This is a genomic window from Bradyrhizobium sp. 1 (assembly GCF_023073315.1).
Classification (GTDB): domain Bacteria; phylum Pseudomonadota; class Alphaproteobacteria; order Rhizobiales; family Xanthobacteraceae; genus Bradyrhizobium.
Map to the genome: position 1 here is coordinate 22,877 of NZ_JADPJH010000037.1, position 16,239 is coordinate 39,115.

The following is a 16,239-nucleotide window of genomic DNA, read 5'->3' on the forward strand; positions in this document are numbered from 1 at the left end:
CTTGTTAGCCCAACGCCTCAGTGCCTGTCGTCACCGCGCCCGTCGTCGTCATCGTGGAAGTCATGGTCGCCGCCTCGGCTGAACCCGGGATCGACGCATGCAAAGTTGCCCGCGTCGTTGGTCATGCCGCTGCCTTTGTAGGCCGCGATCTTCGGATAGACGCAGAGCGGCCGCGTGCCGCTGGCCGGGAAGTTCATCGCGACGCGCGGGTCAAAAAGTCCGCCGGCCGGGTAGGGCGAGGTGGCGTTGGTGTTGGCCGCGACGATGCGTTCCGGCGCGATGCCGTTCTCGACCCAGTCGGTGATGGCCTTGAGCTCGTTGCCGGCGAAGCTCGCAGTGGCCGCGCCGCCGCCGCAATGAGCCATGTTCGGAACCATGAACAGCCGCGCAAAATCGGTCGCGCGACCGCTCATGTGCCGGTCCATGTGGCGATACCAGCGGGCGATCGCGGCACCGGAGAAGATGCCGTCATTGACGGAAGAGGAGATGATCAGCTTGCCGCCACGCGCCCTGAACGGCCGCAAATCGGTCGAGACCGCGGCCATGAAGTCCATGCTGCTTTCGGGATAGGCCTGGGTCTTCGTGAAGATTTTTGGCGCGTCGGTGTCGAAATTGAATTTGAACACGAACGCTTCCTGGCCGTTCGGCCCGTTGACGGGCGTGACGACGGGCGGGGTCTGGAAGATCATCGGGATCGCGCCTGCGCCGAGCGTCAGGTTGATGGCGGTGTTGACACCAGGGATCGGTGCGGTGACGACATTCCATAATTGCCAGCCAGCGCCGGGCGCGGCGGGCGGTGTCCAGATGCCGGCGTCCCAGAACCAGTTCGAATAGAGCCGCTGTCCCCTCGAGTTGACCGGCCCGGCATAGATCTTCTTGAGCGCGTCGACTTGCTTGCTGGTGAGGCAGGTGCCGCCATGCGGCGTGCTGCCGTGCGAGCCGGAGCCGCAGGTGTAACTGGCCAAAGCCGGATACACCTTCTTCGCCGTGCAGGCGTGATAATTGTCGATGATGCCGTCGACGAGGCCATCGAGCGCATCGCAGGCGCTCAGGATCGCGGCGGAAGCGACCTGGAGATCCTGTACGGGGAACGTGTCGGGAATGAACGGCTGTCCGTTGACGTCCGTGCTGGTTGCGAGCGTGCCGAGCACCTGCTCGTTCCAGGCTTCCGCGAGGCCCGCCTGCGGCAGGTTGAAGCCGGGATTTTGCGAGATCACGCCGTCGAACAGCCAGGGGAAGCGCTGCGACGCCACCATGGCATCACGGCCGCCGTTCGAGCAGCCCATGATGTAGGAATTGACGGTCTCGAAGCCGTAGAAATAAGAGATGATCTGCTTGGCGGTCGTCGCGGTCTTTTCGATGCCGTTGTAGCCGTAGTCCCGGCGCGCCTGGGCGTCGATGGCGAAATGTGCGGAGCCTCCGGCATTGGCATCGTCGTCCTGATGGCCGCCGACGACATTATTCGCGTTGTCTTCATGGCCGCCGTCATCGGCGGCGACAGCCCAGCCCTGGCCGAGCTCGGCGCCGGCGGCGCCTTGCGGATCGGCATTGAGGCTGCCGTCGGTGCCGCCGCCGCCCATCATCTCGAAGCGGCCATGCCAGGTGTTGGGCAGGTTGAGCGCAAAGCCGATCCCGTAGGTGAAATGATCGGGGTCCTGCGTCGAGACGCGCTTGTTGATGATACCGACCACGTTGCAATAGCCCGACTTCTGCGTCGCGCTCAGGATCTGCGTGTTCGGCAGCGTGAGGCCGGTGAGGGCGGTACAGGAGGCGCGCGGCGCGACACCGCCCGGTGGCAGACCGTGTGCGGCGGCATGGGCGCCGAGAGACGCCCATGTGGCGATGATCGTCGAGGCGAGGAAAAGTTGTTTCATGTCATGCCCTCCCAGTTTCATCATGGATGATTGAACGAAAACGCCCGGCGTGTTGCCGACGGGGCGAGACGTTGAGTGGTCAGAAGTTTTGCAGAAATGCTGTTGGGAGACGGGCGCGCGCCGTCGATGAGCCACGACCCGATTTCGGTTGCGCGCAAAACCATTCCGCCGCGATGCGCCCTGGCATGCGGATCGGTGCCCACCCCAGATGACGGCACGGACGTTCGCTCCCCTTGAACCCGCTCGTGTTACGGCGGACTTTCACGATCCTTAGGCAAGCGATGTTGCCGTGTCAACATGCCGCATTGCGCGATATTGCCATGCAACCTGTCGTAGAAGCTGTAGGCGTGAAACGAAGTTCCGCCCGGCTTCTCGATTCCGCTGCATTGCGTTAGGCTCGCTGTCCGAATCCTCCAGTCGGCCGGATGCGCCTGCACCGGCTCTGCGAAAGATGCACGTCGATGCGGCCAGCCAAGGCACGGGTGAGGAAACGGATCGCGGGACCGCAGCGGGCGGCACGCGCGACAAAGCCGCAGCGCTCGGCGCCGCGCACCGCGTCCGGCGCGACATCGACCCGGGCGAAACCGCTTGCCCTGGGCGACCTCTCGCAACTGCTGGGCTATTCCATCCGCCGCGCGCAGCTCTGGATCTTCAGGGAGTTCAGCCGGCAATTGGCGGCCTTCGAAATCAGCCCCGCCCAATTTTCCGTGCTCTGCGTGATCGACGCCAATCCCGGCGTCAATCAGCTTGCCGTCGCGCAGCTGTTGTCGATCGAACGGGCCGGGCTCGGCAGGCTGGTGGACCATCTGGAAGGCCGTGGCCTGGTGCGTCGCAGCGCGTCGGCGGTCAACCGCCGCTATTACGTGCTCTATCTGACCGAGACTGGCACGACGCTGCTCGGCCGGCTGAGGCCGGCGGCCGCCGCAAGCGACAAGGCGCTCGCGGCCAAGATCGGACCGCGGGCCTACAAGGAATTGCAGCGGGCGCTGTCGACCTTTGTCGGGGACGCCTGAGCGATCCGCGGCGCCCATGCCGCGGCGGTCCTGTTTTGGCAGGTCGCCCCTTCCTTATGATGGCTTGAACTGCGTGGCAGGAACGGGCAAACGGTCCGCGAAGACCGTGGCTTACGCCACCCATTTCAAGCCTGACTTCAAGGGAGAGACTCCATGGAACGCCGTACATTCCTCAAGGGCGGCGCGGTCGCCGGCGCGACGACGCTGGTTGCTGCACCTGCGATCGCGCAGAGCGCGCCCGAGATCAAATGGCGCCTGACCTCGAGCTTCCCGAAGTCGCTCGACACCATCTACGGCACCGCACAGACCTTTGCGAAATACGTGGCCGAAGCCACCGACAACAAATTCCAGATCCAGACCTTTGCGGCCGGCGAGCTCGTGCCGGGCCTGCAGGCGCTCGATGCCGTCAGCACAGCCTCTGTCGAGATGGCGCAGACCCCGCTGTATTTCTACATCGGCAAGGAGCCGGCGCTGGCCTACGCCACCGGGGCGCCGTTCGGTATGAACCATCGCCACCAGGAATCCTGGTGGCATTTCGGCGGCGGCGCCGATCTCACCAACGAAGCGCTGAAGCCGTTCAAGGCGCATGCGATCCTCTGCGGCAATTCCGGCACCCAGATGGGCGGCTGGTTCCGCAAGGAGATCAAGACCGTCGACGATCTCAAGGGCCTCAAATTCCGTATCGCCGGCATGGGTGGCCATGTGCTGGCGCGCCTCGGCGTCGTGCCGCAGCAGATCGCGGGCGGCGACATCTATCCGGCGCTGGAGAAGGGCACGATCGACGCGGTCGAGTTCGTCGGTCCCTATGACGACGAGAAGCTCGGCTTCCAGAAGGTCGCAAAATACTATTACTTCCCGGGCTGGTGGGAAGGCGGCGCCATGCTGCACATGATCGTCAATGACGAGAAATGGGCGAGCCTGCCGAAGCAGTATCAGGCGATCGTCAACCGGGCCGCGTCTGCCGCGGGCGCCTGGATGCTCGAAAAATACGACAGCGTGAACCCGGCGGCGCTGAAGCGGCTGATCGCCAACGGCGCCGAGCTGAAGGCGTTCCCGCAGCCGGTGCTGGAAGCCTGCTATATCGCGACCCAGGAGCACCTGAACGAGCTCGCGGCCAAGAGCGATTTGTTCAAGCGCACCAAGGACAGCCACGACGCCTATATGAAGGAGCTGCTGTTCTACACGCAGATCGCGGAGAATTTTTACGACAATTATCTGCTCGGCAAGATGCGTAACAAGAGCTGAGCGCGTTGCGGCGATGGGCGGTCGATCGCCATTTGCAGTCGGCCATCCATCGCAATCCCCGCGATTTGCCGGGGCGGACGGAGTCGCTCGAAGCAGGCACTTTGCCGATTGCGTGGCGCAATCTCCGGCTGTATCATCAGGGGATATTGAGGCTTGAATGCCGGACTTTGGCTCCTTCCGAGCCGCTCCTTACGTCTATCTTTTGTATCACGTACGCGTTGAACTGCTGACGAGCACATTGCAGCACCTGGCCCGGGATGAGCATCGAACCTGCCACAGAACCACGTCGGCACCGGTGGCGCCTCGCTCTGCTCGCGCTCGTGATTCTTCCTTTCTTTCCGGACCTTGCAATCACCGCGGTCGGCGCGCTCGCCAAGGGCAATGGCTGCGTTCCTGACCAGAAAGAGATCTGCCGCATCGCCGGCGTCAATGTCAGCGACGTTCTTTCGGGGCTCGTCACTGTGACCGTCTTGATTGGCACCGTGTTCGTTCTCGGTCTCGCGGCCGTGTGGCTCGTGGCGTGCTATTGGGTCATCGGCCGCGGCTGGGTCGGGCCTGCGGCTCGTTTTTGCTTTGCGCTGTCAGCCACTGCAATATTCGCGCTGCTGCCTTATCTTGCGCCGGTCATTGCGGTTGCTCCTCTTGCCAATGCCAACTGCCGGCCGAATGAGGGCGGCGGCTCCTGCCTGATCTTCGGTGGCGACGTCAGCACAGCGCATCACACGGTCATCCTGCCGTGGCTGGTTCTGCCTGGCGTCCCGATCGCGCTCGCCACGGCCGCCGTTTATGCGATCGTACTGGCCATCATCAAGTACCGCCGCGCGCGGGAGAGCAGGCAGCCGGTGCAATCGTCCTAGTCGTTGTCGCGCGCCCGTGACTCAAGGTGTGCAAGGTTTCTTGTGCAAGCTCAAGTTATGGATTAGCCTTGGGTCGTTTATTTCAAGCCAATGCATTTTTCGAGTCGATTGGGAGCCATTGATCATGAGCGATGCTCGCACATTCGCTTTTCGCGTTGCGCCGGCGGCGATGATGTTTGCCTTCTGCAGCCTGGTGCAACCAGCCGCCGCGCAATTCAGGGACACCGTCGCCTATACGATCACGAACGCCGCAGGCGAAACCGCGGTGCCGCCGGGGTGTCCTCCGTCGTCTTCTCTAAATCCATTTCGGTTGACACGCGGTTCGCTGCCGGCCCGCGACTATCATTGTTTCACCGCTGAGGCGGGCGTCCGCGGGGTTGCGGCTTACTATGCTCCGTATGCCATCCAAGCGGCCTTGGCGTACCAGCCCATCACCGATGACATGATGCCATCCGGTGCGACGTCGCTGGGCACTGTGATTGGCCGGGAGTTTCCCGATCGAGCGGTTCGCGTTCAAAAATTGCTTGACCGCAGAGGATGGCGTTTCGTGGGGCCCGACCGTTGCATGAGGCATAACCTTGACGAATGTCGTGCACGTTATCAGCCCGACCCGATGGGACTTGCTTATCACGTCTGGAAGCGGACCGACGCTCGAGGCAACTGCCGCGAGGTCAGCATCGCATTTCGTGGCAGTGTTGGGAGCTTGAACGCATGGCTCTCGAATCTCCAACAATTTATTCCGGCGTTTGATCCGGAATACGGTCAGCTCAAGCGGGAGTTTGGTGACGCCCTCGACGACATTCAGGCTAAGGTTCCTTGCAGGCAGATTGTCACAGTCGGTCATTCGCTTGGCGGAGGATTGGGCCAATTTGCTGCTTTGGGGATATCTCCGGCAAAGCGGATCGCCAAAGTCGTCACGTTCAACACCTCGCCTGTCAGCGGCGTAAACCTCGTCGACGACACCAGGCTTCTAGACGGCAATATGAGGGGGCTCACCATCGATCGCGTCAACCAGGAGGGGGAGCTGTTATCGTACAACTTTTTCAAGCAGCGCCGGCAGACAAAGGCATCGGGGTGCAATCCTTTGATCCGAGGTGTGGAGTTCAATGCGGGGACAGGTGGCTCGGGCATTCCATTGATGTCAGCCTACGAGCAGCATCGAATGGTCCCGTTCGCGTCTAGATTGGTTGCGTTGTCCTATACCAACGAGACCGCAGACTCTCTCGTTACGCCCAAATTGCCGCCCGCGGGCAATGTGGCATGCGGTACCAGGTACGAGGAGCAAGATCAGGAGCTCATTGCCTCCGCGCGCCCCGACAACGATCGTCAGGGCGCCCTCGGCCCCTTGATGGGCCAGCAGAGCCAGGACACGGCGGTCTACGCGTATGTTTCCGATCGCGAGAACGCCTTCGCAAGGCTTGAAAGGGCAAAAGCGCATACGAGCATCGCGAGGCAGCATGGGCAGCGGAGCAGGAAGATTCGTCTGGCGCGTTCCTGAGGGCTGCGCGTCGTTGATCTCCACGCAATCGAGCTGGTCGCGCGGAGCTTCCTGGCTCAGGCCGCGCTCAGCCCCAACTTCGCATAGATCCGCCTTGCATACGCACCAAACGCATCCGTGGTCTTCAGCGGAAGGTCGCGCGGGAAGGGCAGGTCGATCGGGAAATAGTCGGCCATCTTCGCCGGTCCCGCCGTCAGCACGGCGCAATGCGAGGACAGGAACACGGCTTCCTGGATCGAGTGCGTGACGAAGATGATGGTCTTGCCGCTCTCGCGCCAGATCCGCAGCATCTCCAGATTCATCTGCTCGCGCGTCAGCGCGTCCAGCGCGCCGAACGGCTCGTCCATCAGGATCAGTTTTGGATCGTGGATGAAGGCGCGCGCGATCGCGGTGCGCTGCTGCATGCCGCCGGAAAGCTCCCGCGGATATTTCTGCTCGTAGCCGGCAAGGCCGACGAGATTGAGCAGGTCGCCCGCCCGCTCGCGCGCGGCCTTCATGGGCAATCCCACGATCTCGGCTGGCAGCAGCACGTTGTCCAGGATGGTACGCCATTTCAGCAGCAGCGGTTGCTGAAACACCATGCCGATGTCGCGGGTCGGATCGAACGGGCTGTTGGCGTTGCCGATTTTGACGGTGCCGCCGTCGGCGCCGTGCAGGCCGGCCAGAATCTTCATCACCGTGGTCTTGCCGCAGCCGGACGGCCCGACCAGCGAGACCAGCTCACCTTCCTGCACGTCCATGGTGACGTCGGACACTGCGAGGAATTCAGCGCCGCCGCTGCGATAGACTTTTCGGACGCCTTGCAGGCTGATGAAGGGGGTTGAGCTCATGCCAGCCATTTGTTGAGGTTGGCCGTGACGAAGGCATCGTCGCTGAGGTCGGCATGCTCGCGCGTGACGCGGTCGATCTCCTCTTTCTGGCCGGGGCTGAGACCCTCATTGGGATCGAGGCACCACAGGCCCTTCATCAGGCCCTGGCGCAGCAGCACCTCATGGCAGCCGGCGATACAGCCGTGAAAATTATTGGCAACGTCGAAGAAGGCGCTGTTGCAATCGGTGACGCGGGCATCGAGCGCGAGCAAATCGGCCGGCACGCTGTCCTTGTGCCGCGCCGCCTTGCAACGCTCGAACTGTTTTATGGCGCTCGCGGTCCACACCGACCAGTGGCCGAGCAGGCCGCCTTTGAAATAGGTGCGCGTGGTGACGCCCTTGTCGCGCAAATCGAACGGCAGCATCAAATCGAGCAGGATGTGATCGTCATTGCCGGTGTAGAGCGCGACACGATCGAGCGCTCCGGCGGCCGCGACACCGCGCAGCACGTCGAGCGTGCGATAGCGGTTGAACGGCGCGATCTTGATCGCGATGACGTTGTCGATCGAGGCAAAGCGCTGCCAGAACCGGCTCGACAGGATGACGCCGCCGACGGCCGGCTGGAGATAGAAGCCGACCAGCGGGATTTCCGCCGCGACCGCCGTGCAATGCGCGATGATCTCGTCCTCGGACGCGCTCTTCATCGCGGCGAGGCTGAGCAGGCCTGCGTGATAGCCGATGTCGCGCGCGGTGCGGGCTTCGGCAACTGCCTGCTTGGTCGGCCCGGCAAGGCCCGCAACCATCGCCAGCGGGCGCTTGGTCCAGCTCGCGGCGGTCTCGGCGGCGAGTTCGAGCACGGGACGATAGAGGCCGACATCTCGGATCGCGAACTGTGTCGTGTGCACGCCGACCGCCAGGCCGCCGGAGCCGGCGTCGATATAATAGCGCGTCAGCGCGCGCTGATGTGTTTTGTCGAGCTGGCGCTCGGCGGTAAGCGCGAGCGGATGCGCCGGCATCACGGTGCCCTCGGCGATCAGCTTGCGGATGTCGGCGTTGATCTGGCTGTGGTGCATGATGTCCTATCCGAATTCGGGGCCGGCGACGGCGAATGGCATTTCTTCGCCAGCAGTGGTGGCGGGGCCGAACCGCATGCGCTGGAAGGGACGTTCGATGGTCCAGCCCGAAGCGGTCAATCCTTCCAGGAACGCGGCCTGCGAAGCGATGGTGTCGATCAGAAGCGGGCCGGTCTCGGATCGCGTGATCGCATGAACCAAGGCCAATGCTGTTGCGGCATGATCGGCAAACAACGGGCCGATGTGGCGGGTGGTCCGGCCGTCGCGAACCAGCGCGATGGCTCCATTCGCGGAGACGATGCGCGAGCCCGAGCGCTGCGCGAAAGCGGTGAGGAGGGCGGTGCGGTCGAACCCGGTGGCCCGCCGGTCCCGCGCGCGCAATGCATCGATGGTCGCGGCTGAAGATGGTGGCGCTTCGGCTCCCGCCGGCTTCACCAGCTTGAGCCGGCGCAATTGCAGCGTTGGCGTGAATCCGAGCGGTCCGTAGACGGCGGCACCGTCGGGCGTCGCGTCGAGCCAGCTCGTCAGGCCGTTCTTGCGCGCGGTCTCCAGGCAGGCGTCGACGAGGCGCGTGGCAAGGCCGCGGCGGCGATGCGTGCCTGAGACCAGCACCATGCTGATCCAGGCGTTGTTGCCGGAATAGGGCAGCAGTGCGGCCGTGGCGACCAGCCGCATGCCGTCGCGAATGCCGAACACGACGCCATCGCGCAGGAAGATTCGCCAATCCTCCTCGGTCTGGTTCCAATGCGCTTCCGTCGACAGCATGAGCCCTGCGATCGCATCATCGACGCCGAGCTTGAGGATAAGCAGGCCGTCAGTAGCGTCCATCGCGCACCTCGTATTTGGTCGGCTTGCCGAGGCTCGGCATGGCGCGCGAGACCCAGTCGGCGGTCCAGGCGATCAGCTGCTCGGTGTCGACGACGGGCAGGCCGAACAGTTCCACCGCTCTGGATGTGTCGGTCAGCCACGCCGTCGGCTGTTCTTCGCCCGTCAGCACCGGCACGCGGCCGAAGCGGGCGCCGAATTTTTGCGCGAGATCGCGCACCGCAAGAATTTCGTGGCCGCTGACATTGATCGGCGAGGTCGGGGCGGTGCAATGCGCCAGGCATCGCAGCGCCTGCGCGGAGGCATCGCCCTGCCAGATGAAATTGACATGACTGATGCTGACGTTGATCGGCTCGCCCGTGAGCACCTTCGTCGCGATGTCGTGCAGCACGCCGTAGCGCATGTCGATCGCATAGTTGAGGCGGAACAGCCGGCCCGGCGTCGAAAACTTGCGCGAAAAATATTCGAACATTCGCTCGCGGCCAACGCAGGACTGGGCGTATTCGCCGGGCGGGTTCGGTGCCATCTCCTCGGTCGAACCTTTGCCGTCGACGGGCACGAAGGGATAGATGCAGCCGGTCGAGAACGCCACGATCCGCGACGACGGGAACGCCTGCGCGACCAGCGCCGGCACATGCGCGTTCATCGCCCAGGTCAGCGACAGATCGCCCTCGGCACCGAATTTGCGGCCGGCCATGAAGATGATGTTGGGCGCCTTCGGCAGCGCCTGAATCGCTTGCTCGTCCATCAGATCGCAATTGACGGTCTCGACGCCGCGCCCTTGCAGCCATTCCTTCACACCGGCCTCGCTGAAGCGGGCCACGCCGATGACGCGGCGATCCGGCACCGCCGCTTTCGCCAGTGCCGCCAGTGTCGGGCCCATCTTGCCGGCAACACCCAAAATCATGATGTCGCCCTCGACCTTTTTGAGGTCGTCGATCAGCGCCTGCGTCGGCCGGCACAGCAGATCGTCGAGCGCCGCGATATCAGGGATGGTCTTCGGCAGCGTCTGGCGGGTGAGCAGCATGGGTCGGTCCCTTGTTAGTTCTGTCTTGTTAGTTCTGTCTTGCGTCGCCGACCACGAACATGCGTTCGAGGACCAGCACGAGGCCGTAAAGGGCAACGCCCAGCAAGGTCAGCAGCACGACCGCCATCACCATCGCGGGCGTGTCGAGCGAGGATTGCACCTGGATCATGAGGTAGCCGAGCCCGCGCTCGGAGGCGATGAACTCGCCGACGATGGCGCCGGCGACCGCGAGGATGGCGCCGACCTTCATGCCGGAAAAGATGTAAGGCAGCGATCCCGGCAACTGGATCTTGCGGAACAACGTCCAGCGCGAGCCGCGCAGCGATTTGACGAGGTCGAGCAGGTCAGGCTCGACTTCGCGCAAGCCCCGCGCCGTGGTGAGCAGGATCGGGAAGAAGCAGATGCTGAAAGCGATCAGAATGTTCGGGACGATGCCGTAGGAGAACCAGACGATGAGGAGCGGCCCGAGCGCGACCTTCGGGATCATGTTCAAGGTCACGAACAGCGGCAGCAGCGCCATGCTCAGCAGCGGCGCCCAGCTGAAGATCACCGCAAGCGCGACGCCGACGAAGGCGCCGAGGGCGAAGCCGCCGAGGATCTCGATGGCGGTGACCAGCGTGTTGGCGCCCCAGGCATAGTTCGCGGTGCCCAGGGTCTGCACCGTCGCGAGCGGAGAGGGCAGGATGAATTTCGGGACGTGGAAGGCGTCCACCAGGACCTGCCACAGGACGAGCACGGCAAGGTGCACGATCAGGATGATCGCAAAGCTGCGCGAAGCGCGTGCGCCGTCTGCCGTCACCGGTTGCTCCCTGTTGGCGGCGGCCACCTTGCCGCCGGTTGCCAGCCTAACCGTCCCCGTGGCAAGTTTCAACCAGTTGGTTGATTAGGGCCGAAGCGACTGCAGCACGAGATCGACGACATGGCGGCGGCGGGCGCGGCGCTGGGCGCGGCTCGACAGGTCCTTGCCGAAGATCGCCGACAGCGTCGGCGTGTTGGAGAAGAAGAAATAGCTCAGCCCCGCGATGGAGATGTAGAGCTGCACGGGGTCGATCCCCTTGCGGAAAATGCCGCTGCGCACGCCTTCATGCAGGATGTGGGAGACGCTCTTGACCAGCGGCGAATGCATGGCCTCCAGCCGGGTCGAGCCGCGGACATGGGGGGCGCCGCCGCGGTTCTCGTCGTTGAGAAGCACGATGAAATCAGGGTTTGCGGCGAGGTGATCGAACGAGGCCTCGATCAGCTTCCGGATCGCCTTGTCCGGCGCAAGGCCCTCGAGATTGAGCCTGCGCTCCTGCTCGCGGATATCCTCATAGACCCATTCGAGCACGGCGAGGTAGAGCGCGTCCTTGTCGCCGAAGTAGTGGTAGACGAGCTGCTTGTTGACGGCCGCGCGCTCGGCGATCTCGTCGACGCGGGCGCCCGCGAAGCCGTGCCGGGCGAATTCCTGGCGGGCCGCGGTGAGCAGCTTCTTGCGGGTGGCGACGGGGTCGCGCCGCTGCGGCACGGTGTCGCCTGATCGTTTTGCAGACATTTCCAACCAAACAGTTGACAAGTCGGGGGCGGGCTTGTTGCATTGGTATCCTCACACGGGGAGAGCGACAAGCCGGGTCGCTGGCAATGAGGAGGGATGCGATGAAGCATTTGCAGGCGGCTGTTGTGGCGCTAGTGCTCGGTTTGCCGGCGGTGCCGGCGAGCGCGGGCGAGGCGGTCAATTTGATCCTGAACTGGACGCCGACGGCCGACCATTCGCCCTATTATTACGCCAAGGCACAGGGCTGGTACGAGAAAGCAGGCATCGATCTCACCATCGAGACCGGCAAGGGCTCCGGCGTCTCCGCCGCCAAGGTCGGCGCCGGCGGCTCGGCCTTCGGCATCGCCGATCTCGCCACCATGCTGGTGGCCAAGAGCAAGGGCGCCGACACCGTTGCGGTGATGAGCGTCTACGCCAACACCGGGCAGACGTTTTACTGGCTGAAAAGCTACGGCGTGAACGGCGTGAAGGACTTTCCGAGCCACAAGATCGGCAATCCGCCGGGCGATGCCTCACGCGTGATGTGGCCGGCTTTTGCGAAGGCCGCAGGTATCGCACCCGACGCGGTCGGCTTCGTCAATATCGGGCCGACCGCGAAGATCGCGGCGCTGAAGAGCCACACCGTCGACATCATCAGCGACTTCTACAACGAGCACGATACCAAGGTGATCGAGTTCGGACCCGATCTCGGTTACGTCAACTGGAAGGACATCGGGCTCAACCCCTATGGCAATTCGCTGATCGTCAACGGCGCCTATCTCCAGAAGAATCCGAAGGTCGTCGAGGATTTTGTCCGCGTTACGCAGAAGGCTTTCGCGGCCTGCGTCGCCGACGTCACGCCGTGCCTGAAGGCGCTGCTCGACCAGGTCTCCGGCCTCGACCAGGCGAACCAGGAACGCCAGTGGGAGCGCATCAAGTTCCTGATGACCGACGAGTTCACGACGACGAAGTCGCTCGGGTGGATCGACGGCGAGCGGATGAAGAAGGACTATGAGCTGGTCCAGACCTATCTCGGCATGGAGAAGCCGTTCGACGTCAGCACCGCGTTCACGACGAAGATGCTGGATCCTGCCATCAAGATGGATGCGGGCAAGGTGAAGAAGTAGCGGGTGCCGTGAGCGGCGCCTGACCGCGGCCGCGCATCGTCAGCTTTTCTTCATGTCGTAGACGTGCTCCGGCCCGGGAAAGGTGCGCGACCGCACGTCGGCGGCGTACCCTTCGATCGCCGCTTCGATGGCCGGACCAAGATTGCCGTAGCGCCTGACGAACTTCGGGGTTCGTGGCGACAGCCCGAGCATGTCCTCGAGCACGAGCACCTGGCCGTCGCAGGCGGCGCTGGCGCCGATGCCGATGGTGGGGATTGCAATCGTCTGCGTAATCTTGCGCGCCAACGGTTCGGCGACGGCTTCGACGACGACCGAGAATGCACCGGCATCGGCGACCGCCTTCGCATCGTCCTCGATCGGCCCCCAATCCACCTCGTTGCGCCCCTGGGCACGAAACGAACCGAGCGTGTTGATGGATTGCGGCGTGAGGCCAATATGACCCATCACAGGGATGCCGCGCCCGGACAGGAACGCAATCGTCTCCGCCATGCGAACGCCGCCTTCGAGCTTCACCGCGCCGCATTGCGTTTCCTTCATGATCCGCACGGCGGAGTTGAACGCCTGCTCCCTGGAGGCTTCATAAGAGCCGAACGGCATGTCGACGACGACCAGTGCCTGCTTCGAGCCACGCATCACTGCGGCGCCCTGAAGGATCATCATGTCGAGCGTGACAGGCACCGTCGTCTCGAAGCCGTGCATGACGTTGCCAAGGGAATCGCCAACCAGAATGACGTCGCAATGCCGATCCACCAGCGCGGCCGTATGCGCGTGATAGGACGTCAGCATGACGATCGGCTCGGCTTGCTTGCGGGCCCGAATGTCCGGCGCAGTCTTGCGCCTGATGGAAGACTGAATTGACATGATCGGCTCCATCCGCAGGGGAGGCGGATCGAAACCAGATGGCACGATCGTGTCAATCGGGCGTGCGATCACAATGGATGGCGCGAGGTGAAGGGAGCAGGGGACGCCGCTCTGCGCTCGCGATGACGATGTTGAGAGCGCGCCTCAAGCTCTTCTCGTGCCCCGGACGCGGCGCAACCCTCTTCGGCTCTGCGGCGCACCGCTACGCGCTGCACCGCGTCCGGGACAGGGGGTGGTGCCAAACCCACCCCAGCCACGTAACCGCACGGAGAAATTAACCCGCCGTTAACCATATCCGCCGCATCGTTAACCATTCAATAACAGGGAACGAGTCGGCCGCTATGGAGGCTGCAGCAAAAGTCCAACGTCAAATGGTGCGCCTGCGCGGGCGCTCCTATGTGGCCTTCGTATTCGTGCCGACGGTTCCCATCCAGGACTGGCTCCAGGAAATCGACACCACCATCGCGCGCTCGCCGGGCTTCTTCGCCGGCCGGCCGGTGGTGATCGACCTGTCCTCGGTCGATCTCAGCCAGTCCGGCATCGGCCATCTGCTCACCAGTCTTCAGGACCGCAACATCCGCGTGCTCGGCATCGAGGGCGTGGAGGAGGGCCGGCTGACTCCGATGATGCCGCCGCTGCTGTCGGGTGGACGGAGCTGCGTCATCGAGCCGACCGCGCCGAAGAAATCTGAAGCGAAGGTCGAGAGCAAGCCGACCTCGCTGCTGCTGGAGACCCCCGTGCGCTCGGGCCAGACCGTGATTTTCCCCGAAGGCGACGTCACCATTCTGGGTTCGGTCGGCTCAGGTGCAGAAGTCGTCGCCGGTGGTTCCATCCACATCTACGGCGCGCTGCGCGGCCGCGCCATGGCGGGCGTGAACGGTCACACCAGCGCGCGGATCTATTGCCAGAAGATCGAGGCCGAACTGCTTGCAATTGATGGGTTTTATCAGACCGCCGACGATATCGACGCTGCCTTGCGCGGAAAGCCGGCCCAGGCCTGGCTGCAAGGCAACACCATGCGAATTACCGCGCTGAACTGACCAGAAGGAGATTTTTGAGATGGCCAAGGTACTGGTCGTGACATCAGGCAAGGGCGGCGTCGGCAAAACCACGACGACCGCCGCGCTGGGCGCTGCGCTGGCGCAACGCGGCGACAAGGTCGCCGTCGTCGATTTCGATGTCGGCTTGCGCAACCTCGACCTCGTCATGGGCGCCGAACGCCGCGTGGTGTTCGACCTCATCAACGTGGTGCAGGGCGTCGCGAAACTCCCGCAGGCGCTGATCAAGGACAAGCGGCTTGAAAACCTCTGGCTGCTGCCGGCTTCGCAAACCCGCGACAAGGACGCGCTGACGGAAGAGGGCGTCGGCAAGGTCATCGACGATCTGCGCAGCCGTTTCGACTGGGTGATCTGCGACAGCCCGGCCGGCATCGAGCGCGGCGCCTCCATGGCGATGCGCTTTGCCGACGAGGCCGTCATCGTCACCAATCCGGAAGTCTCATCGGTGCGCGATTCCGACCGCATCATCGGCATGCTCGATTCCAAGACGGTACGGGCCGAGAAGGGCGAGCGCGTCGAGAAGCACATTCTCATCACCCGCTACGATCCCTCGCGCGCCGCGCGCGGCGAGATGCTGACCATCGAGGACATCCTCGAAATCCTCGCAACGCCACTGCTCGGCATCATCCCGGAGAGCCAGGACGTGCTGCGTGCGTCCAACGTCGGCACGCCGGTGACGCTGTCGAACGCCGAAGGCGCGCCGGCGCGGGCCTATATCGACGCGGCGCGGCGGCTGTGCGGCGAGACCGTCGCCATGCAGGTGCCGACCGAGCGCAAGGGCTTCATGGATCGTCTGCTGCGACGGAGGGCCGCATGAGCATGGGTCTGCTCCGGCTTCTCCGCGGCAACAAGGCCTCTGCACCCGTCGCTCGCGAACGGTTGCAGATCCTGCTTGCCCATGAACGCGGACTGCGCGGCCAGCCCGATCTGCTCGGTGTGCTGCGTGAGGAAATTCTGGCGGTCGTGTCCAGGCACGTGACGCTGGACCCGACGAAAGTCATCGTGCGGCTCGAGCGCGGCGACGAGGTCTCGACCCTCGAGGTCGATATCGAGGTGCCGAACGATTTCGAGCGCAGGAAAGCTGCGGTCGCGTAGGGGACGCGACCGACGACGGCCCATTTTGGGGTGGGTGAGAAGGCGGTCCGCTGGGCATGGCGGGCCGCCTTTTGTCGTTTGGGCCAGCGGAACGGCACCCACGATGAAATCGTTATGCCGGTCCCGCGGAGCGCCGAGCCGGGCGCCGCGGTTTCCTTCAAAACGGGAGAGCGCCCATGATGTCCGAGGTCCAGGTCCATACCGTCGCGCGACAGATGCTGGAACAGCACGGTTTTGCGGCGATCGCGAAGGCCGCCGAACAGGCCAAGGCCTGCGAAGGGCGTGGCGAGGCCGATGAGGCCAAGGAATGGCGTCACATCGCGGACGCCATGAAGATCATGCGCGGGCCTGCCCACAGCTGAGTCGG

17 protein-coding genes are annotated in these 16,239 nt (G+C 63.8%); 9 read left to right on the forward strand and 8 right to left on the reverse strand.

The annotated features are described in order from the left end of the window. Positions 1–17 precede the first annotated feature (17 nt). On the reverse strand, positions 18–1,874 hold the full coding sequence (locus IVB29_RS34435) for a tannase/feruloyl esterase family alpha/beta hydrolase (protein ID WP_247507877.1): 1,857 nt from the start codon (positions 1,872–1,874) through the stop codon (positions 18–20). Between the two features lie 461 nt (positions 1,875–2,335). Here IVB29_RS34435 and IVB29_RS34440 point away from each other — a divergent pair, with 461 nt between their 5' ends. The 4 genes from IVB29_RS34440 to IVB29_RS34455 all read left to right on the forward strand — a co-directional run bounded on the left by IVB29_RS34440 (position 2,336) and on the right by IVB29_RS34455 (position 6,487). Continuing rightward, positions 2,336–2,887, forward strand: a complete 552-nt coding sequence (locus tag IVB29_RS34440; RefSeq protein WP_247507878.1) for a MarR family transcriptional regulator — start codon at positions 2,336–2,338, stop codon at positions 2,885–2,887. Between the two features lie 153 nt (positions 2,888–3,040). Continuing rightward, complete coding sequence (locus tag IVB29_RS34445) at positions 3,041–4,132, forward strand: substrate-binding domain-containing protein (RefSeq protein ID WP_247507879.1); 1,092 nt, start codon at positions 3,041–3,043, stop codon at positions 4,130–4,132. Between the two features lie 320 nt (positions 4,133–4,452). Next, on the forward strand, positions 4,453–4,989 hold the full coding sequence (locus IVB29_RS34450) for a hypothetical protein (protein ID WP_247507880.1): 537 nt from the start codon (positions 4,453–4,455) through the stop codon (positions 4,987–4,989). A gap of 124 nt (positions 4,990–5,113) precedes the next feature. After that, a complete protein-coding gene (locus IVB29_RS34455; RefSeq protein WP_247507881.1) occupies positions 5,114–6,487 on the forward strand; it encodes a hypothetical protein in 1,374 nt (457 codons plus the stop codon). Between the two features lie 56 nt (positions 6,488–6,543). On the opposite strand, the gene IVB29_RS34460 is transcribed toward IVB29_RS34455, so the two are convergent. The 6 genes from IVB29_RS34460 to IVB29_RS34485 all read right to left on the reverse strand — a co-directional run bounded on the left by IVB29_RS34460 (position 6,544) and on the right by IVB29_RS34485 (position 11,752). Further along, on the reverse strand, positions 6,544–7,326 hold the full coding sequence (locus IVB29_RS34460) for an ABC transporter ATP-binding protein (protein ID WP_247507882.1): 783 nt from the start codon (positions 7,324–7,326) through the stop codon (positions 6,544–6,546). Continuing rightward, positions 7,314–8,369, reverse strand: a complete 1,056-nt coding sequence (locus IVB29_RS34465) for a dihydrodipicolinate synthase family protein (protein ID WP_247507883.1) — start codon at positions 8,367–8,369, stop codon at positions 7,314–7,316. The genes IVB29_RS34460 and IVB29_RS34465 overlap by 13 nt, the downstream gene beginning before the upstream one ends. 6 nt (positions 8,370–8,375) lie before the next feature. Then, entirely contained in the window at positions 8,376–9,197 is an 822-nt protein-coding gene (locus tag IVB29_RS34470) for a GNAT family N-acetyltransferase (protein WP_247507884.1), read from the reverse strand. After that, a complete protein-coding gene (locus tag IVB29_RS34475) occupies positions 9,184–10,221 on the reverse strand; it encodes an NAD(P)-dependent oxidoreductase (RefSeq protein WP_247507885.1) in 1,038 nt (345 codons plus the stop codon). Before IVB29_RS34475 ends, IVB29_RS34470 begins: the two co-directional genes overlap by 14 nt. 28 nt (positions 10,222–10,249) lie before the next feature. Beyond that, on the reverse strand, positions 10,250–11,020 hold the full coding sequence (locus IVB29_RS34480; RefSeq protein ID WP_247507886.1) for an ABC transporter permease: 771 nt from the start codon (positions 11,018–11,020) through the stop codon (positions 10,250–10,252). Positions 11,021–11,104: 84 nt separating this feature from the next. Next, on the reverse strand, positions 11,105–11,752 hold the full coding sequence (locus IVB29_RS34485; protein WP_247507887.1) for a TetR/AcrR family transcriptional regulator: 648 nt from the start codon (positions 11,750–11,752) through the stop codon (positions 11,105–11,107). A gap of 101 nt (positions 11,753–11,853) precedes the next feature. On the opposite strand from IVB29_RS34485, the gene IVB29_RS34490 reads away from it, so the two are divergent. Continuing rightward, complete coding sequence (locus IVB29_RS34490) at positions 11,854–12,858, forward strand: ABC transporter substrate-binding protein (protein WP_247507888.1); 1,005 nt, start codon at positions 11,854–11,856, stop codon at positions 12,856–12,858. 39 nt (positions 12,859–12,897) lie between these two features. Here IVB29_RS34490 and panB read toward each other — a convergent pair whose 3' ends face one another. After that, positions 12,898–13,719, reverse strand: coding sequence for a 3-methyl-2-oxobutanoate hydroxymethyltransferase (gene panB, locus IVB29_RS34495; protein ID WP_247507889.1), 822 nt, complete (start codon positions 13,717–13,719; stop codon positions 12,898–12,900). A 341-nt stretch (positions 13,720–14,060) separates the two neighbouring features. On the opposite strand from panB, the gene minC reads away from it, so the two are divergent. From minC to IVB29_RS34515, 4 genes are all read left to right on the forward strand, one after another. After that, the gene (gene minC / locus IVB29_RS34500; protein ID WP_247507890.1) at positions 14,061–14,759 is read left to right on the forward strand and encodes a septum site-determining protein MinC; all 699 of its coding nucleotides are present in this window, start codon (positions 14,061–14,063) and stop codon (positions 14,757–14,759) included. 19 nt (positions 14,760–14,778) lie between these two features. Beyond that, positions 14,779–15,594 carry a septum site-determining protein MinD gene (minD, locus tag IVB29_RS34505; protein ID WP_247507891.1) on the forward strand — a complete coding sequence of 272 codons (816 nt, stop codon included), beginning with the start codon at positions 14,779–14,781 and terminating at the stop codon, positions 15,592–15,594. After that, positions 15,591–15,872: a cell division topological specificity factor MinE gene (gene minE / locus IVB29_RS34510; protein WP_247507892.1), complete on the forward strand. Its 282-nt coding sequence runs from the start codon at positions 15,591–15,593 to the stop codon at positions 15,870–15,872. The genes minD and minE overlap by 4 nt, the downstream gene beginning before the upstream one ends. Before the next feature lie 176 nt (positions 15,873–16,048). Next, positions 16,049–16,234 (forward strand): hypothetical protein, encoded by a 186-nt coding sequence (locus IVB29_RS34515; protein ID WP_247507893.1) that lies wholly within the window; start codon positions 16,049–16,051, stop codon positions 16,232–16,234. Positions 16,235–16,239: the final 5 nt, after the last annotated feature.